The following is a 25,138-nucleotide window of genomic DNA, read 5'->3' on the forward strand; positions in this document are numbered from 1 at the left end:
TTAAAAAAATTATAAACTTTGAATTAGGAAGGAGAAAGACATTATGGCAAGAGAGTTCTCCTTGAAAGATACGCGTAATATCGGGATCATGGCTCACATTGATGCTGGTAAGACAACTACTACGGAGCGTATTCTTTTCTATACTGGACGTATCCATAAAATTGGTGAAACTCACGAAGGTGCTTCACAAATGGACTGGATGGCACAGGAGCAAGAGCGTGGTATTACAATCACGTCTGCTGCGACAACAGCACAATGGAAAGACCATCGTATTAACATCATTGATACACCAGGACACGTCGATTTTACTGTAGAAGTAGAACGTTCATTACGTGTATTGGATGGAGCTGTAGCGGTACTTGATGCACAATCTGGTGTTGAACCGCAAACAGAGACTGTATGGCGTCAAGCGACAACATACGGTGTACCTCGTATTGTATTCATTAATAAAATGGATAAAACAGGTGCGGATTTCCTTTATTCTGTAGGAACGCTTCGAGATCGTCTGCAAGCAAATGCTCATCCTATTCAATTACCGATTGGAGCAGAGGATGAATTCGATGGTATTATCGATTTAGTAGACATGGTTGCGTACTTCTATGAAGATGATCTTGGTACTCGTACTGAGGCGAAAGAAATCCCTGAAGAATACAAAGAAAAGGCTCAAGAATTGCATGAACAACTAGTTGAGGCAGTAGCTGAACTAGATGAAGAGCTTATGATGAAGTATTTAGAAGGTGAAGAGTTAACGAAGGAAGAATTAAAAGCAGCGATCCGCAAAGGAACATGTAATGTAGAATTCTATCCAGTTCTTTGTGGTTCGGCATTCAAGAACAAAGGTGTTCAATTAATGTTAGATGCTGTACTTGATTATCTTCCATCACCTCTAGATGTACCAGCTATCAAAGGTACTATTCCTGATTCAGAGGAAGAGGTTACTCGCGAGTCTGGAGATGATCAACCTTTCTCTGCATTAGCATTTAAGGTTATGACTGATCCATTCGTTGGTAAGCTTACATTCTTCCGTGTTTATTCTGGAACACTAGATTCAGGTTCATATGTAAGGAACTCAACGAAAGATAAGCGTGAACGTGTAGGACGTATTCTACAAATGCACGCAAACTCTCGTGAAGAGATCTCTACTGTCTATTCTGGTGATATTGCTGCTGCAGTAGGTTTGAAAGATACTACCACTGGGGATACTTTATGTGATGAAAAGAATCTCGTTATTCTTGAATCTATGGAATTCCCTGAGCCTGTTATCTCTTTATCAGTTGAGCCTAAATCAAAGGCCGACCAAGATAAAATGGGGGTTGCACTGGCTAAATTAGCAGAAGAGGATCCGACATTCCATACTGAAACAAACGAAGAAACAGGACAAACGATCATCTCTGGTATGGGTGAGCTTCACCTTGATATTATCGTTGACCGTATGAAGCGTGAGTTTAAGGTGGAAGCTAATGTTGGTGCTCCGCAAGTATCTTATCGTGAAACAATTCGTCAATCAGCACAAGTTGAAGGAAAGTTCGTTCGTCAATCTGGTGGTCGAGGTCAATTTGGTCACGTTTGGGTTGAGTTCTCTCCAAATGAAGAAGGCGCTGGTTTCGAATTCGAAAATGCGGTTGTCGGTGGTGCGGTACCTCGTGAATATATCAATTCAGTAGAAGAAGGTATTAGAGAAGCATTGCAAAATGGTATGGTTGCTGGTTATCCAGTTATCGATCTTAAAGCGAAGCTTTTCGATGGTTCATACCATGATGTTGACTCGAGTGAAATGGCCTTTAAGATCGCTGCTTCAATGGCACTTAGAAATGCCAAGTCAAAGTGTAACCCTGTATTGCTTGAACCACTAATGAAAGTAGAAGTTGTTGTACCTGAAGAGTACATGGGTGATGTAATGGGTGACGTTACAGCTCGCCGTGGACGTGTAGAAGGTATGGAAGCACGCGGAAATGCTCAAGTCGTTAAGGCTTTTGTACCGTTAGCTGAAATGTTTGGTTATGCAACTTCACTTCGTTCTCGTACACAAGGTCGTGGAACATATACAATGTTCTTTGATCATTATGAGGAAGTACCTAAGAGTGTTGCTGAAGAAATTATTAAGAAACAAACTGGCGAATAATATTTCGTTTAGGAATTGTTTCAACGTAATGTTTGTTGTAAGCTAAGAAAGGTGATATTCTACAATGGGTACACACCTTTCTTACCCAATAATAAATACTTATACTTTTCTTAATTAAGGGAGGAAATGAATCATGGCTAAGGAAAAATTCGATCGTTCCAAGACACATGCCAATATTGGTACAATTGGACACGTTGACCACGGTAAAACAACTTTAACTGCTGCAATTACAACAGTATTAGCTAAAAAATCTGGTAAAGGTACTGCAATGGCATATGATGCGATTGATGGAGCTCCAGAAGAACGTGAGCGTGGTATCACAATCTCAACTGCACACGTTGAGTATGAAACTGAGAGCCGCCACTATGCACACGTTGACTGCCCAGGACACGCAGACTACGTTAAGAACATGATCACTGGTGCTGCACAAATGGATGGAGGTATCCTAGTAGTATCTGCTGCTGATGGTCCAATGCCTCAAACTCGTGAGCATATTCTTTTATCTCGTCAAGTAGGTGTTCCTTACCTTGTTGTATTCTTAAACAAATGTGACATGGTTGATGACGAAGAACTATTAGAATTAGTAGAAATGGAAGTACGTGATTTACTTTCTGAGTATGACTTCCCTGGTGACGATGTTCCAGTTATCCAAGGTTCTGCTCTTAAAGCACTTGAAGGCGATGCTGAATGGGAAGCAAAAATCATTGAGCTAATGGAAGCTGTTGATAGCTACATCCCAACTCCAGAGCGTGATAACGAAAAGCCATTCATGATGCCAGTTGAGGATGTATTCTCAATCACTGGTCGTGGTACAGTTGCTACTGGTCGTGTTGAGCGTGGTCAGTTAAATGTTGGTGATGAAATTGAAATCATCGGTATTACTGAAGAAGCTCAAAAAACTACTTGTACTGGAGTAGAAATGTTCCGTAAGCTTCTTGACTATGCAGAAGCTGGAGACAACATCGGTGCTCTTCTTCGTGGTGTAAGCCGCGAAGAGGTACAACGTGGTCAAGTACTTGCTAAGCCAGGTTCAATCACACCACATACAAACTTCAAAGCTGAAGTTTACGTTCTTTCAAAAGAAGAAGGTGGACGTCACACTCCATTCTTCTCAAACTACCGTCCTCAGTTCTACTTCCGTACAACTGACGTAACTGGAATTGTTCAACTTCCAGAAGGCGTTGAGATGGTAATGCCAGGAGATAACATCGAAATGACAGTTGAACTAATCGCTCCAATCGCGATCGAAGAAGGTACTAAATTCTCGATCCGTGAGGGTGGACGTACTGTTGGTGCCGGTGTTGTTGCATCAATTCAAAAGTAATAAATACATTATAGAAACCCTGTCAAACGACAGGGTTTTCTTATATATGAACATATGAACGGCAGAAGTGTAGTAAAAAAAACGAAAGAGTTGTATTTACTGCATTAATGAGAAGTTTACTAAATCTCAGTGATTGGTAGTTACTAAATTGATGAAGCTAGCGAAAGATAAATGATCATTACAAGAGGAAAGAAAACCGTTTGTAATCATAAAGAATGCTAAAATATAAATTAATTACGTTGGATTTAAATTAAACATTGATTTTTATATTCAAGGCTATTATAATAGATAAGGTGTGATCAGCGTAGGTTCCCACTTGCACTGGTTTTTCTTTTTGTGTATAATGGTGAACGTTGGTCACTGACAGCGATGAAGCGAAAGGTTGCTGACACACCCGGCTCCTTTGCCATGGCAGGGTGTAGGAAATTTTCGCAGAGTATGTCTGTTTATAAAAATGGACGATAAAGGAGGGGCTATTATGGCAAAACAAAAGATTCGCATTCGTTTGAAAGCATATGATCACAGAGTCCTTGATCAATCAGCAGAAAAGATCGTAGAAACAGCAAAACGTTCTGGTGCTAGTGTTTCGGGTCCGATTCCACTACCAACAGAAAAATCTGTTTATACAATTCTTCGTGCGGTGCATAAGTATAAAGATTCTCGTGAGCAATTTGAAATGCGTACGCATAAGCGTTTAATTGATATTGTGAATCCTACGCCACAAACAGTAGATGCATTAATGCGTCTTGACTTACCGTCTGGTGTAGATATTGAAATTAAACTATAACATAGTATTTGAGATGCAAATCTCAACTGATGATATGAAAATGGCAAAATAAATTGAACAATTAATAGGAGGTGTAACGGATGTCCAAAGGAATCTTAGGTAGAAAAATTGGTATGACACAAGTATTTGCTGAAAATGGTGAAGTAATTCCAGTAACAGTAATTGAAGCAGAACCAAACGTTGTCCTTCAAAAGAAGACAGCTGATTCTGATGGTTATGAAGCAATTCAAATTGGATTTGCGGATCAAAAGAAAGCAAATGTTAACAAGCCAGCTGAAGGCCATGCCGCTAAAGCAAATACGGCCCCTAAGCGCTTCATCAAGGAAATCCGTAACGTTAATCTTGACGAATATGAAGTTGGTCAAGAAGTTAAGTAGATACATTTGCAGAAGGTGACACAGTTGATGTAACAGGTACGTCAAAAGGGAAAGGGTTCCAAGGTGCGATTAAGCGTCACAATCAATCTCGCGGACCTATGTCTCACGGTTCTCGTTATCATCGCCGTCCTGGTTCAATGGGTCCTGTAGATCCGAACCGTGTATTTAAAGGTAAACTTTTACCTGGACGTATGGGTGGAGAACAAATAACAGTTCAAAATTTAGAAATCGTAAAAGTTGATACAGAGCGCAACTTACTTTTAGTTAAAGGGAATGTTCCTGGAGCAAAAAAGAGTTACGTAACTGTTCAAAGTGCGATTAAAGCAAAATAAGCTTGACAGAAAGGAGGACACATCATGCCAAAAGTAGCATTATTTAATCAAAGTGGATCTCAAGTTGGAGATGTTGAATTAAATGATTCGGTATTTGGAATTGAACCAAATAACAGTGTGCTTCATGACGCAGTAGTGATGCAACAAGCTTCTCTACGTCAAGGTACACACAAAACAAAAGGACGTTCTGAAGTACGTGGTGGTGGTCGTAAGCCATGGCGTCAAAAGGGAACTGGACGCGCTCGTCAAGGGTCAATCCGTTCTCCGCAATGGGTTGGTGGTGGAGTTGTATTCGGTCCTACTCCTCGTAGCTATAGCTATAAACTACCAAAGAAAGTTCGCCGTTTAGCAATTAAATCTGCTCTATCAAGTAAGGTTAAAGCAGAAGAAATTGTTGTGTTAGAAGGATTATCATTTGATACTCCTAAGACAAAAGAAATGAAGGCTGTTCTTGCTAACCTTTCAGCTGATCGTAAAGCGTTAGTTGTTACAGCGGATTACAATGAACAAGTTGCATTATCAGCTCGCAACATCCCAGGTGTTACGTTTGTTTCAGCTGATGGAATCAACGTTCTAGATGTATTGAAGCATGATAAGCTTGTCATAACGAAAGGTGCCGTTGAAAAGGTAGAGGAGGTGCTTGCGTAATGTCAAATGCTCGTGATATCATTAAGCGCCCTGTAATCACAGAACGTTCAACAGATTTAATGAGTGAAAAGAAATACACGTTTGAAGTGGATGTTCGTGCCAACAAAACGCAAATCAAGGATGCTGTTGAAGAAATCTTTGATGTTAAAGTTGATAATGTAAATACGCAAAATTACAAAGGTAAAGCTAAACGCTTCGGTCGTTATACAGGTTTTACTGCACGTCGTAAAAAAGCTATCGTGACATTATCAGCAGATAGTAAAGAATTAGAATTCTTTGAAGGTGTTTAAGAACTACTAGTGAAGGAGGGAATAAAAGATGGCGGTAAAGAAGTATAAACCAACCAGTGCCGGTCGTCGTGGTATGTCTGTATTAGATTATGCAGAAATCACAACAGACAAACCAGAAAAGTCATTGCTTGCCCCTTTACACAAAAAAGGCGGACGCAATAACCAAGGTAAATTAACTGTACGTCATCAAGGTGGAGGCCATAAGCGCCAATACCGTGTGATTGACTTTAAACGCAATAAAGATGGAATTCCAGGACGCGTTGCTACAATTGAGTATGATCCTAACCGTACAGCGAATATCGCACTTATTAACTATGTTGATGGTGAGAAGCGTTATATTCTAGCTCCAAAAGGTCTTACTGTCGGTGCAACAATTGAATCTGGTCCTGAAGCTGATATCAAAGTAGGGAATGCATTACCATTAAAGAATATCCCTGTTGGTTCAGTTATTCATAATATTGAATTGAAGCCAGGAAAAGGTGGCCAATTAGTTCGTTCAGCTGGTGCTGAAGCACAACTTTTAGGTAAAGAAGGCGATTATGTATTAGTTCGCTTGAATTCAGGTGAAACTCGCTACATTCTTGCTACTTGCCGTGCTACAATCGGTCAAGTTGGAAACCTTGAGCATGAACTTGTGAACATTGGTAAAGCAGGCCGTTCTCGTTGGTTAGGTAAACGTCCAACAGTTCGTGGATCTGTTATGAACCCGAACGATCACCCACACGGTGGTGGTGAAGGCCGTTCACCAATCGGTCGTAAGTCTCCTATGTCTCCATGGGGTAAACCGACACTTGGTTACAAAACTCGTAAGAAGAATAAAGCAAGCGATAAGCATATTGTACGTCGTCGTAAAAAATAACGGGATTGAGCTACGGTTCTTCATTAGAACCGTGGAACAGTCGCGAAGGGAGGAATTCTCATGGGTCGCAGTTTGAAAAAGGGACCTTTTGTCGATGATCATTTAATGAAGAAGGTTGAAGCGTTAAATGAATCAAATGACAAAAAAGTGATCAAAACTTGGTCTCGTCGTTCAACTATTTTCCCTGATTTTATCGGTCATACAATCGCAGTATATGATGGCCGTAAGCATGTACCTGTATACATTTCTGAAGATATGGTAGGACACAAGCTTGGTGAGTTTGCACCTACACGTACGTATAAAGGCCATGCAGCTGATGATAAGAAAACAAGACGTTAAATGTAAGAGGGGAGGTCAATCCTATGCAAGCTAAAGCTGTAGCAAAACAAGTCCGTATTGCTCCTCGTAAGGTGCGTCTAGTCGTGGATCTTATTCGTGGAAAGCAAGTCGGAGAAGCAATTGCTATCCTTCGCCATACACCAAAAGCGGCATCTCCTGTAGTAGAGAAGCTTTTGAACTCGGCGATTGCGAATGCAGAGCACAACTATGAGATGGAGCCAAATAATCTTGTAATTAGTGAAGTTTATGTTGATGAAGGTGTCACACTGAAACGTTTCCGTCCGCGTGCTATGGGGCGTGCAAGCCGTATCAACAAACGTACTAGCCACATTACGTTAGTGGTAACAGAAAAGAAGGAGGGATAACGCGTGGGTCAAAAAGTAAATCCTACCGGACTTCGAGTTGGTGTCATTCATGACTGGGAGTCAAAATGGTATGCTGATAAAGAATATGCTGATTTACTACACGAAGATATTAAAATTCGTGAGTACATTGAAAAGCGTTTAAAGGATGCATCAGTTTCAAAAGTTGAAATTGAGCGTGCGGCAAATCGTGTAAACATTACAGTTTCTACTGCTAAACCAGGTATGGTGATCGGTAAAGGTGGTTCTGAAGTAGAAGCTCTACGTAAAGCTCTTAACACATTAACAGGTAAGAGAGTTCATATTAATATTTTTGAAATTAAGCAAGCTGATTTAGATGCGAAGCTTGTAGCTGAAAATATTGCTCGTCAACTAGAAAATCGTATTTCTTTCCGTCGTGCAATGAAGCAAGCGATCCAACGTACAATGCGTGCTGGTGCAAAGGGGATTAAAACTCAAGTATCTGGTCGTCTTGGTGGTGCGGATATCGCTCGTGCTGAACATTATAGTGAAGGAACTGTTCCACTTCACACACTTCGTGCTGATATCAATTATGGTACAGCAGAAGCTGATACAACATACGGTAAGTTAGGTGTGAAAATCTGGATTTATCGTGGTGAAGTCCTTCCAACAAAAGGAACAAACAAAGTGGAAGGAGGCAAATAATCATGTTAATGCCTAAACGCGTAAAATACCGTCGTGAGCACCGTGGTAAGATGAGAGGCCGTGCAAAAGGTGGTACTGAGGTTCATTTCGGTGAGTACGGTTTACAAGCACTTGATGCATCATGGATTACAAACCGTCAAATTGAAGCTGCTCGTATTGCAATGACACGTTATATGAAACGTGGTGGTAAGGTTTGGATTAAAATTTTCCCTTCTAAGCCATATACTGCGAAGCCATTGGAAGTTCGAATGGGTTCTGGTAAAGGTGCTCCTGAGGGATGGGTAGCTGTAGTTAAGCCTGGTAAGATCATGTTTGAAATTGCCGGTGTTTCTGAAGAAGTAGCACGTGAAGCATTACGTCTTGCCTCACATAAGTTACCAGTAAAATGTAAGTTTGTAAAACGCGAAGAAGTGGGTGGTGACGCAAATGAAAGCTAATGAAATTCGTAACTTAACCACTGCTGAAATTGAGCAAAAGACAAAATCATTAAAAGAAGAGTTATTTAACCTTCGCTTTCAACTAGCGACTGGTCAATTGGATAATCCAACCCGTATTCGTGAAGTTCGCAAAGCAATCGCTCGTGCGAAAACAGTATTACGAGAACGTGAGCTTGGAATTAACAACGGCTAAAAAGGAGGTTTGCTTAAATGGAACGCAACCAACGCAAGGTTTATACAGGGCGCGTTGTTTCAGACAAGATGGATAAGACCATTTCAGTTCTTGTTGAAACATATAAGAAAGATCGTCTTTACGGGAAACGCGTAAAGTATTCGAAAAAGTTCAAAGCACATGATGAAGAAAACAGTGCAAAAGTTGGCGACATCGTTAAAATCATGGAAACTCGTCCACTATCTAAAGATAAACGTTTCCGCTTAGTAGAAATTGTAGAAGAAGCGGTTATCATCTAATCTAAGATCTTTAAGTTGAAGGGAGGTAAGATCTTATGATCCAACAAGAAACTCGTTTGAAAGTTGCCGATAACTCTGGTGCACGTGAAGTACTTTGTATTAAGGTATTAGGTGGTTCTGGTCGTAAAACAGCTAATATTGGTGATGTAATCGTTTGTTCTGTGAAACAAGCAACACCAGGCGGCGTTGTCAAGAAAGGTGATGTCGTTAGGGCGGTTATTGTACGTACGAAGAGTGGTGCTCGTCGTAAGGACGGTTCTTACATCAAATTTGATGAAAATGCAGCCGTTATTATCCGTGACGACAAGAGCCCAAGAGGTACACGTATTTTCGGACCTGTTGCACGTGAGCTTCGTGAAAATCAATTCATGAAGATTGTCTCTCTTGCTCCAGAAGTTCTTTAATTAAGATATAAGATAGCCCTGCTTGAAGGAGGTGCAATAATGTCAATGCATGTCAAAAAAGGTGATACGGTTAAAGTCATCTCAGGAAAAGACAAAGGAAAACAAGGTGTAATTTTAGAGGCATTCCCTAAGAAGAGTCGTGTTCTTGTAGAAGGAGTTAACATGGTCAAGAAGCATGCGAAACCTTCTCAAGATAATCCACAAGGTGGTATCTTGAACCAAGAAGCGCCAATTCATTCTTCTAATGTAATGCCGATCGATCCTAAACTGGTGAGCCTACCCGAGTAGGTCATAGAGTTGAGGACGGTAAAAAAGTAAGAGTTGCTAAAAAGTCTGGCGAAGTGTTAGATAAATAGTCAGAGTGTGAAAGGAGGTCAATCGTATGAATCGTTTAAAGGAGAAATATTCAGCTGAAATTGTTCCTTCTCTTGTTGAGAAGTTTAACTACTCTTCAGTTATGGCCGTGCCAAAGCTTGAAAAGATCGTTGTCAACATGGGTATTGGTGATGCTGTTTCAAATGCAAAGGCACTTGATAAAGCTGTTGAAGAGCTTACAGAAATTACAGGACAAAAACCTTTAATTACAAAAGCGAAGAAATCTATTGCAGGATTTAAGTTACGTGAAGGTATGCCAATCGGTGCAAAGGTGACATTACGCGGTGAGCGTATGTATGAATTCCTTGATAAGTTAATTACTGTTGCACTACCTCGTGTACGTGACTTCCGTGGGGTTTCAAAGAAAGCATTTGATGGTCGCGGTAACTATACTTTAGGTGTAAAAGAACAATTGATTTTCCCTGAAGTAGACTATGATAAGGTTGATAAAGTTCGTGGTATGGACGTTGTTCTAGTAACAACTGCAAATACTGACGAAGAGGCACGTGAACTATTAACACAAATGGGAATGCCATTTCAAAAATAATCGAATTCATAACGAAGAGGAGGGAAAACGTTGGCGAAGAAATCAATGATTGCAAAGCAAAAGCGCACACAAAAGTATAAAGTTCAAGAGTATACTCGTTGTGAACGTTGCGGTCGTCCTCATTCAGTATTACGCAAGTTTAAACTTTGCAGAATTTGCTTTAGAGAACTTGCGCACAAGGGTCAAATTCCTGGTGTGAAAAAAGCTAGTTGGTAATCCCTAGAACGGGAAGGAGGTAAAGAATAATGGTCATGACAGATCCAATTGCAGATATGCTTACTCGTATCCGTAATGCAAACACAGTACGTCACGAGAAACTGGAACTACCTGCTTCAAAGGTGAAGAAGGAAATTGCTGAAATTCTTAAACGCGAAGGTTCATTCGTGATTATGAGTATATTGAAGATAACAAACAAGGTGTCATCCGTATTTTCTTAAAATATGGTGTAGCAAATGAACGTGTTATTACTGGCCTAAAGCGCATTAGTAAGCCTGGACTTCGCGTATATGCGAAAGCTGGCGAACTTCCTCGCGTACTAGGTGGACTTGGAATTGCTATCGTATCTACATCAAATGGTGTAATGAGTGATAAAGATGCTCGTCAACAACAAATTGGTGGAGAAGTTTTAGCATACGTTTGGTAATTGATATGATAAGAACGGAGGTGTAGACGAATGTCTCGTATTGGTAAAAAGCCAGTTGAGGTCCCAAGTGGTGTAACGATTACACTTGACGGTCAACATATGACTGTTAAAGGTCCTAAAGGTGAACTTAAGCGTCAGCTTCATGAAGATATGAAGATTAACGTTGCAGAAAACGAAGTAACAGTAGAGCGCCCTTCAGATAATAAGGTGCATCGTGCTCTTCATGGTACAACTCGTAGCTTAATTCAAAATATGGTTGAAGGAGTAACAAAAGGTTTCGAGCGTTCTCTTGAACTTGTCGGTGTCGGATACCGTGCTAGCAAATCAGGACAGAAGCTTGTACTAAACGTTGGTTACTCACATCCTGTTGAAATTGTTCCTGAAAAAGGAATTGAGATCGAAGTTCCTTCTAATACAAAAGTTATTGTTAAAGGAATCGATAAGGAACGAGTAGGTGCTGTAGCATCTAACATCCGTTCTGTTCGTTTACCTGAACCTTACAAAGGTAAAGGAATTCGTTATGAAGGCGAATATATTCGTCGTAAAGAAGGTAAAACAGGTAAATAATCACTAACATACGGAAAGGATTGACGTTCAATGATTACGAAGCCTAATAAAAATGCGGCACGTAAAAAGCGACACATACATGTACGTCGTTCAATCACTGGAACTCCTGAACGTCCTCGTCTAAATGTATTTCGTTCTTCTAAGCACATTTATGCTCAGTTAATTGATGATGTAAATGGTGTGACACTTGCATCAGCATCTACTTTAGATAAAGAAGTAAATGCAAGCGAGCTATCAAAGACGGAAGCAGCGAAGGTCGTAGGCGAACTAGTTGCGAAGCGTGCAGTTGAAAATGGTCATGAATCAGTAGTATTTGATCGTGGCGGATATTTATATCATGGTCGAGTAGCGACGCTTGCAGAAGCAGCTCGTGAAAATGGTTTGAAATTCTAAAAAAGGAGGGAAAAACGAATGCGTCGTATTGACCCTAATACGTTAGAACTTGAAGAAAAAGTAGTAGCTGTCAATCGTGTAGCGAAAGTAGTTAAAGGTGGACGTCGTTTCCGCTTTGCTGCACTAGTAGTTGTCGGCGATAAGAATGGACACGTAGGATTCGGAATGGGTAAAGCACAAGAGGTTCCTGAAGCAATTCGTAAAGCGGTAGAAGATGCGAAAAAGAACCTTATTGAAGTACCAGTTGTAGGTACGACAATCCCTCATGAGATTGTTGGACACTTTGGTGCAGGTCGCGTTCTTCTAAAGAATGCATCTGAAGGTACTGGAGTTATCGCTGGAGGACCAGTTCGTGCGGTACTTGAACTTGCTGGTGTTGGTGATATTCTTTCTAAATCACTAGGTTCAAACAATCCAATTAATATGGTTCGTGCTACAATGGAAGGTCTAAAGAACCTAAAGCGTGCTGAAGAAGTTGCAAAACTTCGTGGAAAATCAGTAGAAGAACTGTTAGGTTAAGGAGGGATAGGAAATGGCTAAGAAATTAGAAATTACCCTCACTCGTAGTCTTATCGGTCGTCCAGAAGATCAACGTGTAACGGTTAAAACACTTGGATTACGCAAGATGCACCAAACGGTTGTTCAAGAAGATAATGCTGCGATTCGCGGTATGGTGAACAAAGTTTCACACCTTGTAACTGTTAATGAAATCGAAGCATAAAAGGATTACTTAAATTTGAGGAGGTGTCAACATGAAACTTCATGAGTTGAAGCCTGCAGAAGGATCTCGTAAAGTACGTAACCGTGTCGGACGCGGGATCGGTTCTGGTAATGGGAAAACAGCAGGAAAAGGGCACAAAGGTCAAAATGCTCGTTCAGGCGGTGGAGTAAGACCAGGATTCGAAGGTGGTCAAAATCCAATTTACCGTCGTTTACCTAAGCGTGGATTTACAAACCCGACTCGTAAAGAATTTACGATCGTAAATGTTGAAACGCTGAACCGTTTTGATAAAGGAACTGAGGTAACTCCTGAGTTGCTAATTGAAACTGGTGTGGTTAAGAACGTTAAGCATGGAATTAAGATTTTAGGAAATGGAAATCTTGAAAAAAGCCTAACTGTGAAAGCACATAAGTTTTCTTCTTCAGCATTAGAAGCAATTGAAGCAGCTGGCGGAAAAACTGAGGTGATTTAATGTTCCGGACTATCTCCAACATTTTTCGAGTAGGTGATTTGCGAAACAAAGTCATTTTCACCTTACTCATGCTCATTGTTTTTCGGATCGGAAGTTTTATTCCTGTTCCAGGTACGAACAAGGACGTATTAAATTTCTATGACGATCAAGCAAATGCATTTGGGTTTTTGAATACGTTTGGTGGTGGAGCATTAGGGAACTTTTCTATTTTTGCGATGGGGATAATGCCATACATTACGGCATCAATTGTCGTTCAATTGTTGCAAATGGACGTTGTCCCTAAATTCGCAGAATGGGCGAAAGAAGGAGAGGCTGGTAGACGTAAATTAGCTCAGTTTACCCGCTATGGAACAATTGTATTAGGCTTTACACAAGCAATCGGGATGTCGATTGGGTTTAACGCAATCTTCCCTGGATTAATTCCTAATCCATCTGTGCCAACATATCTTTTTATTGCACTCGTTTTAACGGCAGGTACAGCCTTTTTAATGTGGCTTGGTGAACAAATCACAGCTAAAGGTGTAGGTAATGGAATCTCCATTATCATCTTTGCGGGGATCGCTGCTGGTATTCCGACTGCGGTAAACCAATTATATGCAACACAAGTTGAGAATGCTGGAGAGCAGTTGTTTTTAAGTATTGTCACAGTGCTTCTTCTTGCACTAGCCGTGTTAGCAATTGTCGTTGGGGTCATTTTTATACAACAAGCATTAAGAAAAGTGCCTGTACAATATGCAAAACGTTTAGTTGGTCGTAGTCCTGTAGGTGGTCAGTCTACACACTTGCCATTAAAAGTTAATGCTGCAGGGGTTATTCCGGTTATCTTTGCTTTATCTCTTTTCATCTTCCTCCTACCATTGCAGGATTCTTTGGTACAGGAAATGAAATTGCGGATTGGGTAACAAGAATATTTGATTATACTGAACCTCTCGGCATGGTTATATATGCTGCGTTGATCATTGGTTTCACGTATTTTTACACGTTCATTCAGGTTAATCCGGAAAAAATGGCTGATAACTTGAAGAAACAAGGCGGCTATATTCCAGGAATCCGTCCGGGCAAAACAACGCAATTTTACTTAACACGCATTTTATATCGTTTAACGTTTGTTGGCGCGCTATTCTTAGCTGCAGTTTCTATTATCCCGGTATTCTTTACTAATTTGATGGATTTACCAACAGCCGTTCAAATTGGTGGTACTGGATTATTAATTGTAGTTGGTGTAGCATTAGATACGATGAAGCAAATTGAAAATCAGTTGATAAAACGTTCTTATAAAGGCTTTATTAAGTAATAGGGGGAGCAGGGGAGTTTGTTCTTCCTGTTCGCCTGTTGTTAAGACCGAAGATGGGGTGAATGAACGAATGAATCTTATTTTAATGGGTTTACCAGGCGCTGGTAAAGGGACTCAGGCTGAACGTATTGTTGAGAAATATCAGATTCCTCATATTTCAACGGGTGATATGTTCAGAGCTGCAATTAAAAACGAAACAGCACTTGGTCTAGAGGCAAAGTCATTTATAGATAAAGGTGAACTTGTCCCTGACGAAGTCACAATCGGAATTGTACGGGAACGCTTATCTGAGCCAGATTGTCAAAAGGGCTTTTTGTTAGATGGCTTTCCACGTACAGTAGCTCAAGCTGAAGCTTTAGAACAAATTCTCAATTCGATGGATCGTAAAATTGATTTTGTTCTAAACGTTGATGTGCCTGTTGCACTTCTATTAGAGCGTTTGACTGGACGTCGCGTATCACCAACATCAGGCAGAACATATCATGTCTTATTTAACCCACCTAAGGTTGAAGGCAAGTGTGATGTTGATGGAAGTGATTTAATTCAACGTGATGATGATAAACCTGAGACAGTAAAGAAGAGATTGGAAGTTAATCAGCAACAAGCAAAACCGTTATATGATTTCTATTCGGAAAAAGGCTATCTTAAGAACATTAATGGTGACCAAGATATTGATGATGTATTTGCAGATATTGATGCATTGCTGAAAGGAATTTATGCATGATCATTTGTAAAACGGAACGAGAATTAGAAATCATGCGGGAAGCTGGAAAGATTGTAGCTTTAACTCATCAAGAGATAAAGAAACATATACAACCCGGTATATCTACTAAAGAATTGGATGAGATTGCAGAAAAGTTGATTCGTTCAATGGTGCAACACCTCATTCAAAGGTTATAATGGATTTACTGGTAGCATCTGTGCTTCGGTAAATGAGGAATTGGTGCACGGTATTCCTGGTAAGCGAGTGCTTAAAGAAGGCGACATCATTAGCTTAGATATTGGTGCAAAGCTAAATGGCTATCATGGTGATTCAGCATGGACCTATGCAGTTGGTAACATTACCAAAAAGGATCAAGAGCTTTTAGATGTGACGGAGACGTCGTTGTATAAAGGTCTTGAGCAAGCAAAAGCAGGTGCACGATTGTCTGATATTTCTCATGCTATTCAATCCTACGCAGAGCCGTTAGGGTATGCAATTGTGAGAGAGTATGTCGGACATGGAGTTGGGCAAGACTTACATGAGGATCCACAAATCCCTCATTACGGCCCGCCCTGGAAAAGGTCCACGCTTAAAACCGGGGATGGTTTTAGCGATAGAGCCAATGATTAATGCTGGAACCAGGTACGTACGTACGCTTTCTGATCAGTGGACAGTTGTGACTGTGGACGGAAAGAATTGTGCGCACTTTGAGCATACAATTGCAATCACAGAATCAGGGTATGAGATTTTAACAAAAGCTTAAATGTAGGTGATGGTTCTATGAATGACTCTGGTCCAAGTCCAGAGCTTGGTCGAATCGTACGTATTAGAAAAGGTCGTGACCAAGGGCAGTTTGGCGTCATTATTGAATTGATCGATGATCGCTTTGTTGGTATCGCAAATGGTGATACTCGTAAGGTTGACCGTGTCAAAAGGAAAAACCTAAATCACCTTGAGCTCGTTGACTATATTGCTGATGAAGTACGCAATAGCTTTGATGAAACAGGACGTGTTACTAATGGGAAGTTAAGGTATGCAATTACTAACTTTCTTGAAAAACACTCTGATTTACTGAAGGAAGGAGAGTAAATCCATGGCGAAAGAAGATGTTATCGAAGTAGAAGGAACGGTTATTGAACCACTTCCGAATGCAATGTTTCGTGTTGAATTAGAAAATGGCCATAAGATTCTTGCCCATGTGTCTGGTAAAATCAGAATGCACTTTATTCGGATATTACCAGGTGATAAGGTGACAGTGGAGTTATCGCCTTATGATTTAACACGTGGACGAATCACATATCGTTATAAATAAATTGGTTACGAGACGACTCCGTACTAAATAGGAGGTTAAAAAAATGAAGGTAAGACCATCAGTCAAGCCTATTTGTGAGAAATGTAAAGTTATCCGTCGTAAGGGTACGGTCATGGTTATATGTGAAAACCCTAAGCATAAACAAAAACAAGGTTAATAAACAAGGAGGTGCGCATACATGGCACGTGTTGCAGGTGTTGATATTCCTCGTGATAAGCGCGTTGTGATTTCACTTACGTATGTATATGGAATCGGTAAAGCAAAAGCTTCTCAAGTTCTTGCACAAGCTGGCGTTTCTGAGGAAACTCGTGTACGTGACCTAACAGAAGAAGAGTTAGGACGTATTCGTGAAGCAGTTGAAGGTCAAACAGTAGAAGGGGATCTTCGTCGTGAAGTATCTCTAAACATTAAGCGTCTAATTGAAATTGGTTCATATCGTGGTATTCGCCATCGTCGTGGTTTACCAGTACGTGGACAAAATTCTAAGAACAATGCGCGTACACGTAAAGGTCCTCGTCGTACGGTTGCAAATAAGAAGAAGTAAGAAAGGAGGAAACAGACTAAATGGCTAAGAAAACGAATACTCGTCCAAAGCGTCGTCAACGTAAAAATATTGAATCTGGTATTGCTCACATTCGTTCTACGTTTAACAACACGATCGTGACAATTACAGATCCACACGGTAATGCTATTTCTTGGGCAAGTGCTGGCGCGCTAGGTTTTAAAGGTTCTCGTAAATCTACTCCATTCGCGGCACAAATGGCAGCTGAATCAGCAGCTAAAACAGCTATGGAGCATGGTATGAAATCGATCGAGGTTTCTGTTAAAGGTCCTGGTGCTGGTCGTGAGGCAGCAATCCGTTCATTACAAGCTGTTGGACTTGAAGTTAACATGATTAAAGATGTTACTCCAGTTCCACATAACGGTTGCCGTCCACCAAAACGTCGTAGAGTGTAACTTATTCATAGATTGTATAGAATTTTCTAATTTGTCTATAATGGATAGAGCGATATTCGTCCATTTGCAGGTTAGTAACATGCAAAGGAATTGCCGACTGGGGTGCCGGTCAGGCAATCCCTAGAAGTCTACCGGAGTTCGACGTTTTGAAGGAGGGTTTGTTAATGATTGAAATCGAAAAGCCAAATATTGAAACGGTTGAAATAAGTGAAGACGCAAAGTATGGGAAATTTGTAGTTGAGCCACTCGAAAGAGGTTACGGAACAACTTTAGGTAACTCCTTACGTCGTATTCTACTTTCTTCTTTACCTGGTGCGGCTGTTTCATCTGTTCAAATTGATTCAGTATTACATGAGTTCTCAACAATTGAAGGTGTTGTAGAAGATGTAACAACGATCATCTTGAATTTGAAAAACCTTGCCCTTAAGATTTATTCTGAGGAAGAAAAGACGTTAGAAATTGATGTTCAAGGCGAGGGAGTTGTAACAGCAGCAGATATCACACATGACAGTGATGTGGAAATCTTAAATCCAGACTTACACATTGCAACGTTAGCAAAGGGAGCGCATTTGCATATGCGTTTAAACGCTCAGCGTGGACGTGGTTATGTGTTAGCAGAAGGGAATAAGAGAGACGATCAACCAATTGGAGTTCTTCCTATTGATGCCATTTACACACCAGTATCCCGTGTAAATTATCAAGTTGAGAATACGCGCGTCGGTCAAGTGACCAACTATGACAAACTAACTCTTGATGTCTGGACTGACGGAAGCATCCGCCCTGAAGAGGCCGTTTCACTTGGGGCAAAAATCTTGACTGAGCATTTGAATATCTTTGTTGGATTAACAGATCAAGCTCAAAATGCCGAAATCATGGTTGAAAAAGAAGAAGACCAAAAAGAGAAGGTTCTTGAAATGACAATCGAGGAACTTGACCTTTCTGTTCGTTCTTACAACTGTTTAAAGCGTGCTGGCATCAATACGGTGCAAGAGCTTACTCATAAATCAGAAGAAGATATGATGAAAGTGCGAAATCTTGGCCGTAAATCTTTAGAAGAAGTTCAAGAGAAGTTAGGGGAACTTGGTTTAGCCCTTCGCAATGAAGAATAAGCTGAGTCACATAGTGAATGTATTAGTGACAAAGGAGGGGAATTTACATGGCATATGCAAAATTAGGTCGTGATAGTGCTGGTCGTAAGGCATTATTCCGTGATCTAGCAACTGATCTTATTATTAATGAGCGCATTGAAACAACAGAAGCAAAAGCGAAAGAGCTTCGTTCAATCGTCGAGAAGATGATCACTCTTGGTAAGCGTGGAGACCTTCATGCTCGTCGTCAAGCAGCGGCATTTATTCGTAAAGAAGTAGCGAATGAAGAATCTGGTCAAGATGCTGTACAAAAGCTATTTTCAGACATTGCTCCTCGTTTTGAAGACCGTCAAGGTGGATACACACGTATTTTAAAAGTCGGTCCACGTCGTGGAGATGGCGCACCAATGGCGATCATTGAGCTTGTTGAAAAAGGTGAAGAATAAGCGTATGAAATAAAGGGCAATCAGATCCGAGCTTAACGCTCTGACACTGAGCCCTTTTTTCATATCGGAATTTATTAGGTGACAGTTTGGAAAGATTCGAGGAAGATGTGAGTTGATTCAAAGGAGAGTGTCGGCCCCGCTCGGTACACGTCTGACAGACAGATTTAAAACCGTAGTAACGGCTTCACGCGACGCTTCAAGGTAAGGACGCATTCGCGTCTTTCTAATAAAAAGGTGTTGATCATCGTGTCAAGTATGATTGAATTAAATGACCTATCATTTCGTTATAATGAAGATAGCCCTTGGGTGCTAAAAAGGGTTAATCTAAGCTTGCATCAAGGGGAATGGGTGACCATTGTTGGTCGTAATGGCTCAGGAAAATCAACGTTTGCAAAGCTATTAAATGGGATACTACAACCTGCTGAAGGACATCTGATCGTTAATGGATACGATACGAAGGATGAACAATCGCTTAACGATATTCGTCAAATCGTAGGGATCGTTTTTCAAAATCCAGATAACCAGTTTGTGGCGACAACAGTTGAAGATGATATTGCCTTTGGTCTTGAAAATATAGGGCTTTCACCAGTTGTTATGAAAGAGCGAATTCAGAAATATGCGGCGTTAACGGGAATTAGCGACTTACTTTCAGCAGAACCACACCGCCTGTCAGGTGGTCAGAAGCAACGTGTAGCTATAGCAGGTGTTGCAGCAATGGAGCCTGTGGTAATGGTATTTGATGAAGCAACGTCAATGCTTGATCCTGTTGGACGAAGAGAAGTTCTGAAGACCATTCACACTATTAAAAAGCAAGGCTCTACAGTTGTGACAATTACTCATTATATGGAAGAAGCTTTAAAAAGCGATCGAGTCATTTTAATTGAAAATGGACAAGTTGTTGCTGATGAGCAGCCTCATACATTTTTCAATGACGCTGATCGCATAGAAGCTGCAGGTTTAGCGATTCCTCCACTTATCGGACTTCAGCATGGATTACGTAATAGAGGAATCCCTTTAAATCGACTTTTCTTAGAGGAAGAGGAGCTGATGGATCAGTTATGGAAATTGTCTTCTCAGGTGTAAGTCATACGTATATGCGTAAAACGCCTTTTGAAAAAACGGCATTGAAAAATATTACGGTTACGATTCCATCTGGCTCTTTTATCGCGGTTATTGGAGCGACTGGTTCAGGAAAGTCAACGTTTACTCAACATTTGAACGGTCTATTAAGGCCAACAGAAGGCGAAATTGAAATCGGCCACATCGTCTATCGGCAAAGGGACGTGGCGATATGAGATCACTGCGGAAGGATGTTGGTATATCTTTCAATATCCTGAGCATCAATTGTTCGAGGAGACTGTAGAAAAGGACATATGCTTCGGTCCATTAAATTTTAATTATTCTGAAACGGAAGCAAAAAAGCGAGCTTATGAGATGCTCGAGTTAGTTGGTCTATCTAAAGAAGTTATGCAGAAGTCACCATTCGCGTTAAGTGGCGGGCAAATGCGTCGGGTTGCAATTGCAGGTGTCCTAGCAAGTGAACCGAAAGTAGTCGTATTAGACGAACCGACAGCAAGCTTAGATCCGATTGGTCGTAAAGAAATGATGGAGCTTTTTACAAACTACCAAAGGGAACATCAGGCGACGATTGTGCTCGTTACCCATCAAATGGATGAGGTAGTTGCCTACGCAAAGCGAGTGCTTGTAATGGATCAAGGGGAAATCGTGTTAGATGGAACACCTAAAGACATCTTTTCTCAAAGTCATACATTGCAACAGCTAGGTTTAGATATCCCACCTGTCCTCCAGCTTGCGGAGAAAGTTAAAAATCGATTTGATCTAAACGATTGGCCAGCACTATTTGATGAAGAAGAGCTAGCAGAACAGATCGTGTCGTGGATCAGGTCGAGAAGGGGGACATAATGTTTCAACATATTTTGATTGGGCAATATTTCCCGGGACAGTCTATTTTGCATCGGTTAGATCCAAGAGCGAAGTTAATTGCGGTCATGTTATTTGTTATTGTGATATTTATCGCCAATAGCTGGCTATCATTAGGCTTTATCTGTTTCTTTATATTCCTCCAGCTGTTGCTCGCTAGAATCACATTTTCGTATATTTGGCGGGCAATTAAGCCGATTATGATCTTAGTTATTGTTTTATTTTTGCTTCAATTATATTCGTATCGCGAAGGACAAGAATTGGTAAAGGTATGGATCTTCACGGTAACGGAAGAAGGTGTATATCATGGAGCGATCATCGCAATTAGACTTCTTGCCCTCATCCTTATCACATCATTGCTTACATTAACGACAAAGCCGTTAGCGTTAACTGATGGATTAGAGCAGCTCATGCGTCCTCTAGAGCGTTTCAAGCTTCCAGCACATGAGCTTGCTATAATGATGACGATTGCTATTCGTTTTATCCCAACGGTTCTACAGGAGACTGAAAGGCTTATAAAGGCTCAATTCGCCAGAGGTGTTAGTTATCGTTATGGACCGTGGAAAAGCGGATGGTGGCTCTTCTATCGTTATTGATCCCTCTGTTTATCCACTCATTTAAACGGGCTGAGGATTTAGCGACAGCGATGGACGCTCGTGCTTATCGTGGTGGTGAAGGAAGAACGAAATATCGCGGATTACAGTGGCAATTAAGAGATACGTTGGCATTAATGATAGTGACACTTTTTTCAGCTGTCATTGTTTATTTACGATTTTAGGTAAAGGGTGTGTTTGCATGCAGCGTGTAGCAGCACTACTGTCATATGACGGGACAAATTTCTCTGGCTATCAAGTACAGCCAAGTAAAAGAACCGTGCAGCTTGAGCTTGAACAGGCTCTTACGAAGCTGCATAAAGGAGAAAAGATCAAGGTCATCTCCTCAGGGCGAACAGATGCTGGGGTTCACGCCAAGGGTCAAGTGATTCATTTTGATACGTCATTGACCATTCCCGCTAATCGTTGGCCTAATGCAATTAACGCCTGTCTACCTGATGATATATTTGTTCATGAAGTGAAACCAGTTGCAGTCGATTTTCATGCTCGCTACGATACAGTCGGGAAAGAATACCGCTATCAGATTTCACTGAAGCGACAATTAGACGTTTTTCGGCGAAACTTTACGTATTTGATCCAACAAGAGGTAAACACCGCGGAAATGGAGCTTGCCGCTCACTATTTGATCGGTAGACATGACTATTCTTCCTTTTGTGCCTCAAATACTGATGTCAAAGACAAAGTACGAGAAGTTACCGCAATTGAGCTAGTCAAAAGCGGAGACGAGCTTAGTCTTCGTTTTAAAGGAACGGGATTTTTGTATAATATGGTTCGGATTATGGTTGGTACGTTGTTAGAGGTTGGCTATGGGAAGCTTGAGAGTGAGGATGTTGCTCACATACTAGCAGCACGAGATCGGACGAAAGCAAGCAAAACAGCACCAGCACACGGTTTGTACCTTTGGAAGGTCGATTATCCGAATCTTGTATTCGATTATTATAAAAACAACGAATCCTAGTGTAACATTTTATTGACATTGGATTTTGAATATTATATGATGGTAGATGGTAATTCCATAACCCACTAGCCCCGGGTGCCGGAAACGATACTATAGACATGGATAAGTAAGCTTTTTTTAGTTTGAAAGGTAAATTGAAAGTGATTGTTTATTAGGAGGGTAAATTATGCGTACAACATATATGGCAAAGCCAAACGAAGTTGAGCGTAAATGGTATGTCGTCGACGCAGAAGGTCAAACACTTGGTCGTCTTGCTTCTGAAGTTGCATCCATTCTTCGCGGTAAGCACAAGCCAACATTCACACCACACGTTGATACAGGTGATCACGTGATTGTGATTAATGCTGAGAAGATTCATTTAACAGGAAATAAATTAAACGATAAGATCTACTATCGTCATTCTCTTCACCCAGGTGGTTTGAAGCAGACAACTGCTGGCGATATGCGTGCTAACAAGCCGGAACGTATGCTAGAGTTAGCAATTAAAGGGATGCTTCCAAAGAACACTCTTGGTCGCGCTCAAGGAATGAAGCTACACGTTTATGCAGGTAGCGAACACAAACATCAAGCTCAAAAACCAGAAGCATATGAACTTCGTGGTTAATCGATAGGAGGGTATTATTTTGGCACAAGTACAATATTATGGTACAGGTCGTCGTAAGCATTCAGTTGCTCGTGTACGCTTATTGCCAGGCGACGGACGTATTGTGATTAACGGTCGTGAACTAGATGAATACTTTGGTCTTGAAACACTTAAGCTTATTGTAAAGCAACCACTCGTAGAAATCGGCGTAGAAGGTCAATATGACGTTCTTGTTAACGTTGATGGTGGTGGTTACACAGGTCAAGCTGGTGCAATCCGTCACGGTGTTGCACGTGCTCTACTTCAAGTAGACCCAGATAACCGTCCAGCACTTAAATCAGCTGGTTTCCTAACTCGTGATGCACGTATGAAAGAGCGTAAGAAATACGGTCTTAAAGCAGCACGTCGTGCACCTCAGTTCTCAAAACGTTAATCAATTCCATATTGCATCAACGTTTACAGAGGTTTTTTGGTTCAAGTTGGTTCAAATCAACTTGAACCTCATAAAGAACTTAACAGATTCAAAGCATTGGCATCTTGCTGGTGCTTTTTTTTCTGGCATTAATTTCAAATAGTAATTTTGTGTGGTTTCTATGTTTATATGCTAATCATTTGGAAACATATCTAATATCTATGCCTTGAGAAAATAAAGATGATGCATAAGTATCTCTTGAACCGAGTAAAGTAGTTCGTTTAATGTATAGTTTCTACGATAACTCAGCTAATTGCTCCGACAGTTTTAAAGCCACCAAAGCCAAGAATATAACCATTCTCTTTAACAGGAATTTTACGAATTAGCTCATATACTTCTTTGTTAATAGAAACATCGCATTTTGTATTCTGTGTCTTTAACGAAGTGTCATCAGAAGTAGGACTGATGGAATGTCTAACTTTTATACAGTATTCATAAAGGTTCTCTGGGCGTATTAAAGACCTTAAAAAACCGTATAAAGGCACTAGAAGAAGAGAACAAACAATTAAAGGTCAAGTTTAAAAATTACATGGCAAGTTGTTTTAGCTTTTTCGGTTTTCTTACTTTTAAAAAGAAATTCAATGAATAGGTAATGTTTTTAGTATTATTTTAAAATAAATTGATTTCCATATAGAGGTGGATTCTATGGCCAAAATTGACAATGTACTAGCGATTATATGGATGCTTAGTTCAGGTGAAAAAATTACTGCGAAACAAATTTCAGAAAAGTTAGAGATGAATATAAGGACTGTGTATCGTTATATTGATACACTTTCAATAAGTGGTGTACCTATAATTTCAGACGCAGGACATAACGGTGGATACACTTTATTGAACAATTTTATTGAAGCTCCTCTTTTTTTGATTTTGAGGAGCAAACCTCGCTATTTCACGCTGCTATTTTTGCAGAAGAAGCCGGTTATTATGGAGGTGAAGCACTAAATAGGGCTATTTCAAAGCTAAGAAAATATTCGAATCAAGAGCAGGAAACAAAGATAAATCAACATTTAACTAGTCTTGAAGTAATAAGTCGATTAAGTTCCCTCGCTATGGAACCTTTTTTGAAGGAGTTGGAGCAGGCCGTAGCTGACGGATACTCTGTAAAAATTCTATACCATAAAAGTGCTGAAGGGCAATCAAAGTATAGATTGGTGGATCCGTACAGAATTATTTATTGGAATAATAAGTGGTATGTCATTGGATTTTGTCATCTTAGGAATGATATCCGTAGTTTTAGGGTAGATCGAGTGGAAAGTCTAATGTTAACCGAAAATAAGTTTAACCGACCAGAAAATTTTTCAGCACGTGACTTTTTTATGAAAAACCTTGTTCCAACTATAGAAGATAAGGAAGGGATTATTTCTTTGGTTATTAATGGAGATAAAAGTTCATTGAGTGATATTTGCCAACATTGGTTTTTAGGAAATTATTTACAAGAGCGGACTTCAAATCAAGCAGTATTTCTTCTTGAGAAAGATATGATACATACATATGTACCATATTTACTTTTACCGTACGGTAAATCGATTCGAGTTATTGAGCCAATCAGTCTTAAGAAAAGAATGATTGATGTTTTGTCGGAATTAATAAAATTTCATCAAATTTGATAACTTCCCTGACGCTAGATGTCAGGG

The 25,138-nt window shown here is 40.4% G+C and carries 34 protein-coding genes and 7 pseudogenes; all 41 read left to right on the forward strand.

The features are described 5' to 3' along the window. The first annotated feature begins 43 nt into the window (after positions 1 to 43). The 41 genes and pseudogenes from fusA (at position 44) to JCM19034_RS14220 (ending at position 25,111) form a co-directional block, all read left to right on the forward strand. Positions 44 to 2,122: an elongation factor G gene (fusA, locus tag JCM19034_RS14025; protein WP_062050705.1), complete on the forward strand. Its 2,079-nt coding sequence runs from the start codon at positions 44 to 46 to the stop codon at positions 2,120 to 2,122. 133 nt (positions 2,123 to 2,255) lie between these two features. Beyond that, positions 2,256 to 3,446 carry an elongation factor Tu gene (gene tuf, locus JCM19034_RS14030; protein ID WP_062050707.1) on the forward strand — a complete coding sequence of 397 codons (1,191 nt, stop codon included), beginning with the start codon at positions 2,256 to 2,258 and terminating at the stop codon, positions 3,444 to 3,446. Positions 3,447 to 3,924: 478 nt separating this feature from the next. Then, positions 3,925 to 4,233 carry a 30S ribosomal protein S10 gene (gene rpsJ / locus JCM19034_RS14035; protein ID WP_017729599.1) on the forward strand — a complete coding sequence of 103 codons (309 nt, stop codon included), beginning with the start codon at positions 3,925 to 3,927 and terminating at the stop codon, positions 4,231 to 4,233. Between the two features lie 80 nt (positions 4,234 to 4,313). Next, positions 4,314 to 4,942, forward strand: a pseudogene (gene rplC / locus JCM19034_RS14040) (50S ribosomal protein L3). A gap of 24 nt (positions 4,943 to 4,966) precedes the next feature. Next, complete coding sequence (gene rplD / locus JCM19034_RS14045) at positions 4,967 to 5,590, forward strand: 50S ribosomal protein L4 (protein WP_062050711.1); 624 nt, start codon at positions 4,967 to 4,969, stop codon at positions 5,588 to 5,590. Further along, on the forward strand, positions 5,590 to 5,880 hold the full coding sequence (rplW, locus tag JCM19034_RS14050) for a 50S ribosomal protein L23 (RefSeq protein WP_062050713.1): 291 nt from the start codon (positions 5,590 to 5,592) through the stop codon (positions 5,878 to 5,880). Before rplD ends, rplW begins: the two co-directional genes overlap by 1 nt. 28 nt (positions 5,881 to 5,908) lie before the next feature. Beyond that, positions 5,909 to 6,739, forward strand: a complete 831-nt coding sequence (gene rplB, locus JCM19034_RS14055; protein ID WP_062050716.1) for a 50S ribosomal protein L2 — start codon at positions 5,909 to 5,911, stop codon at positions 6,737 to 6,739. A 60-nt stretch (positions 6,740 to 6,799) separates the two neighbouring features. Further along, positions 6,800 to 7,078: a 30S ribosomal protein S19 gene (rpsS, locus tag JCM19034_RS14060; protein WP_062050718.1), complete on the forward strand. Its 279-nt coding sequence runs from the start codon at positions 6,800 to 6,802 to the stop codon at positions 7,076 to 7,078. Positions 7,079 to 7,101: 23 nt separating this feature from the next. Continuing rightward, positions 7,102 to 7,443 carry a 50S ribosomal protein L22 gene (gene rplV / locus JCM19034_RS14065; RefSeq protein WP_062050720.1) on the forward strand — a complete coding sequence of 114 codons (342 nt, stop codon included), beginning with the start codon at positions 7,102 to 7,104 and terminating at the stop codon, positions 7,441 to 7,443. Positions 7,444 to 7,446: 3 nt separating this feature from the next. Further along, positions 7,447 to 8,106: a 30S ribosomal protein S3 gene (gene rpsC, locus JCM19034_RS14070; RefSeq protein ID WP_062050722.1), complete on the forward strand. Its 660-nt coding sequence runs from the start codon at positions 7,447 to 7,449 to the stop codon at positions 8,104 to 8,106. Between the two features lie 2 nt (positions 8,107 to 8,108). Beyond that, complete coding sequence (gene rplP / locus JCM19034_RS14075; protein WP_062050724.1) at positions 8,109 to 8,543, forward strand: 50S ribosomal protein L16; 435 nt, start codon at positions 8,109 to 8,111, stop codon at positions 8,541 to 8,543. Further along, positions 8,533 to 8,736: a 50S ribosomal protein L29 gene (rpmC, locus tag JCM19034_RS14080; RefSeq protein WP_062050726.1), complete on the forward strand. Its 204-nt coding sequence runs from the start codon at positions 8,533 to 8,535 to the stop codon at positions 8,734 to 8,736. Before rplP ends, rpmC begins: the two co-directional genes overlap by 11 nt. 17 nt (positions 8,737 to 8,753) lie before the next feature. After that, positions 8,754 to 9,014 (forward strand): 30S ribosomal protein S17, encoded by a 261-nt coding sequence (gene rpsQ / locus JCM19034_RS14085; protein WP_035345234.1) that lies wholly within the window; start codon positions 8,754 to 8,756, stop codon positions 9,012 to 9,014. Between the two features lie 35 nt (positions 9,015 to 9,049). After that, entirely contained in the window at positions 9,050 to 9,418 is a 369-nt protein-coding gene (rplN, locus tag JCM19034_RS14090; protein WP_062050729.1) for a 50S ribosomal protein L14, read from the forward strand. A 45-nt stretch (positions 9,419 to 9,463) separates the two neighbouring features. After that, positions 9,464 to 9,774, forward strand: a pseudogene (gene rplX, locus JCM19034_RS14095) (50S ribosomal protein L24). 26 nt (positions 9,775 to 9,800) lie between these two features. Continuing rightward, positions 9,801 to 10,340: a 50S ribosomal protein L5 gene (gene rplE / locus JCM19034_RS14100; RefSeq protein ID WP_062050731.1), complete on the forward strand. Its 540-nt coding sequence runs from the start codon at positions 9,801 to 9,803 to the stop codon at positions 10,338 to 10,340. Positions 10,341 to 10,370: 30 nt separating this feature from the next. Further along, positions 10,371 to 10,556 (forward strand): type Z 30S ribosomal protein S14, encoded by a 186-nt coding sequence (locus JCM19034_RS14105; RefSeq protein ID WP_012957149.1) that lies wholly within the window; start codon positions 10,371 to 10,373, stop codon positions 10,554 to 10,556. A 29-nt stretch (positions 10,557 to 10,585) separates the two neighbouring features. Next, a pseudogene (gene rpsH / locus JCM19034_RS14110) lies at positions 10,586 to 10,983 on the forward strand (30S ribosomal protein S8). 30 nt (positions 10,984 to 11,013) lie between these two features. Continuing rightward, entirely contained in the window at positions 11,014 to 11,550 is a 537-nt protein-coding gene (gene rplF, locus JCM19034_RS14115; protein ID WP_062050736.1) for a 50S ribosomal protein L6, read from the forward strand. A gap of 30 nt (positions 11,551 to 11,580) precedes the next feature. Further along, a complete protein-coding gene (gene rplR / locus JCM19034_RS14120; protein ID WP_062050738.1) occupies positions 11,581 to 11,943 on the forward strand; it encodes a 50S ribosomal protein L18 in 363 nt (120 codons plus the stop codon). Positions 11,944 to 11,961: 18 nt separating this feature from the next. Continuing rightward, positions 11,962 to 12,462, forward strand: coding sequence for a 30S ribosomal protein S5 (rpsE, locus tag JCM19034_RS14125; RefSeq protein WP_062050740.1), 501 nt, complete (start codon positions 11,962 to 11,964; stop codon positions 12,460 to 12,462). A gap of 13 nt (positions 12,463 to 12,475) precedes the next feature. Further along, the gene (gene rpmD, locus JCM19034_RS14130; RefSeq protein WP_035345255.1) at positions 12,476 to 12,664 is read left to right on the forward strand and encodes a 50S ribosomal protein L30; all 189 of its coding nucleotides are present in this window, start codon (positions 12,476 to 12,478) and stop codon (positions 12,662 to 12,664) included. A 31-nt stretch (positions 12,665 to 12,695) separates the two neighbouring features. Beyond that, complete coding sequence (rplO, locus tag JCM19034_RS14135; protein ID WP_062050742.1) at positions 12,696 to 13,136, forward strand: 50S ribosomal protein L15; 441 nt, start codon at positions 12,696 to 12,698, stop codon at positions 13,134 to 13,136. After that, a pseudogene (secY, locus tag JCM19034_RS14140) lies at positions 13,136 to 14,430 on the forward strand (preprotein translocase subunit SecY). Before rplO ends, secY begins: the two are co-directional and overlap by 1 nt. Before the next feature lie 70 nt (positions 14,431 to 14,500). Then, the gene (locus tag JCM19034_RS14145; protein WP_062050743.1) at positions 14,501 to 15,154 is read left to right on the forward strand and encodes an adenylate kinase; all 654 of its coding nucleotides are present in this window, start codon (positions 14,501 to 14,503) and stop codon (positions 15,152 to 15,154) included. Further along, a pseudogene (gene map / locus JCM19034_RS14150) lies at positions 15,151 to 15,896 on the forward strand (type I methionyl aminopeptidase). The gene JCM19034_RS14145 and the pseudogene map overlap by 4 nt, the downstream one beginning before the upstream one ends. A 17-nt stretch (positions 15,897 to 15,913) precedes the next feature. Further along, positions 15,914 to 16,222 (forward strand): KOW domain-containing RNA-binding protein, encoded by a 309-nt coding sequence (locus JCM19034_RS14155; protein ID WP_062050745.1) that lies wholly within the window; start codon positions 15,914 to 15,916, stop codon positions 16,220 to 16,222. 4 nt (positions 16,223 to 16,226) lie between these two features. Further along, positions 16,227 to 16,445, forward strand: coding sequence for a translation initiation factor IF-1 (gene infA / locus JCM19034_RS14160; protein WP_010896341.1), 219 nt, complete (start codon positions 16,227 to 16,229; stop codon positions 16,443 to 16,445). 43 nt (positions 16,446 to 16,488) lie between these two features. Next, on the forward strand, positions 16,489 to 16,602 hold the full coding sequence (gene rpmJ / locus JCM19034_RS14165) for a 50S ribosomal protein L36 (protein ID WP_003322638.1): 114 nt from the start codon (positions 16,489 to 16,491) through the stop codon (positions 16,600 to 16,602). Positions 16,603 to 16,623: 21 nt separating this feature from the next. Beyond that, positions 16,624 to 16,989: a 30S ribosomal protein S13 gene (gene rpsM, locus JCM19034_RS14170; protein ID WP_062050747.1), complete on the forward strand. Its 366-nt coding sequence runs from the start codon at positions 16,624 to 16,626 to the stop codon at positions 16,987 to 16,989. Positions 16,990 to 17,009: 20 nt separating this feature from the next. Beyond that, the gene (gene rpsK, locus JCM19034_RS14175; protein WP_062050749.1) at positions 17,010 to 17,402 is read left to right on the forward strand and encodes a 30S ribosomal protein S11; all 393 of its coding nucleotides are present in this window, start codon (positions 17,010 to 17,012) and stop codon (positions 17,400 to 17,402) included. Positions 17,403 to 17,566: 164 nt separating this feature from the next. After that, positions 17,567 to 18,511 carry a DNA-directed RNA polymerase subunit alpha gene (locus tag JCM19034_RS14180; protein WP_062050751.1) on the forward strand — a complete coding sequence of 315 codons (945 nt, stop codon included), beginning with the start codon at positions 17,567 to 17,569 and terminating at the stop codon, positions 18,509 to 18,511. Positions 18,512 to 18,558: 47 nt separating this feature from the next. Next, positions 18,559 to 18,936 carry a 50S ribosomal protein L17 gene (gene rplQ / locus JCM19034_RS14185; protein ID WP_062050753.1) on the forward strand — a complete coding sequence of 126 codons (378 nt, stop codon included), beginning with the start codon at positions 18,559 to 18,561 and terminating at the stop codon, positions 18,934 to 18,936. Between the two features lie 255 nt (positions 18,937 to 19,191). After that, positions 19,192 to 20,019 (forward strand): energy-coupling factor transporter ATPase, encoded by an 828-nt coding sequence (locus JCM19034_RS14190; RefSeq protein ID WP_062050806.1) that lies wholly within the window; start codon positions 19,192 to 19,194, stop codon positions 20,017 to 20,019. Then, positions 19,995 to 20,859, forward strand: a pseudogene (locus JCM19034_RS14195) (energy-coupling factor transporter ATPase). The gene JCM19034_RS14190 and the pseudogene JCM19034_RS14195 overlap by 25 nt, the downstream one beginning before the upstream one ends. Next, complete coding sequence (locus JCM19034_RS14200; protein WP_370622033.1) at positions 20,859 to 21,473, forward strand: energy-coupling factor transporter transmembrane protein EcfT; 615 nt, start codon at positions 20,859 to 20,861, stop codon at positions 21,471 to 21,473. Before JCM19034_RS14195 ends, JCM19034_RS14200 begins: the two are co-directional and overlap by 1 nt. Continuing rightward, positions 21,449 to 21,655 carry a CbiQ family ECF transporter T component gene (locus JCM19034_RS25150; RefSeq protein ID WP_370622035.1) on the forward strand — a complete coding sequence of 69 codons (207 nt, stop codon included), beginning with the start codon at positions 21,449 to 21,451 and terminating at the stop codon, positions 21,653 to 21,655. The genes JCM19034_RS14200 and JCM19034_RS25150 overlap by 25 nt, the downstream gene beginning before the upstream one ends. A 17-nt stretch (positions 21,656 to 21,672) precedes the next feature. Continuing rightward, entirely contained in the window at positions 21,673 to 22,449 is a 777-nt protein-coding gene (truA, locus tag JCM19034_RS14205; RefSeq protein WP_062050755.1) for a tRNA pseudouridine(38-40) synthase TruA, read from the forward strand. A gap of 166 nt (positions 22,450 to 22,615) precedes the next feature. Then, positions 22,616 to 23,053 (forward strand): 50S ribosomal protein L13, encoded by a 438-nt coding sequence (rplM, locus tag JCM19034_RS14210; protein WP_062050757.1) that lies wholly within the window; start codon positions 22,616 to 22,618, stop codon positions 23,051 to 23,053. A 19-nt stretch (positions 23,054 to 23,072) separates the two neighbouring features. Next, entirely contained in the window at positions 23,073 to 23,465 is a 393-nt protein-coding gene (rpsI, locus tag JCM19034_RS14215) for a 30S ribosomal protein S9 (RefSeq protein WP_062050759.1), read from the forward strand. Positions 23,466 to 24,149: 684 nt separating this feature from the next. Further along, positions 24,150 to 25,111: pseudogene (locus JCM19034_RS14220) on the forward strand (helix-turn-helix transcriptional regulator). The last annotated feature ends 27 nt before the right edge of the window (positions 25,112 to 25,138 follow it).

This window comes from Bacillus sp. JCM 19034, from assembly GCF_001310635.1.
In the GTDB taxonomy this organism is placed as follows: Bacteria; Bacillota; Bacilli; order Bacillales; family Bacillaceae_D; genus Halalkalibacter.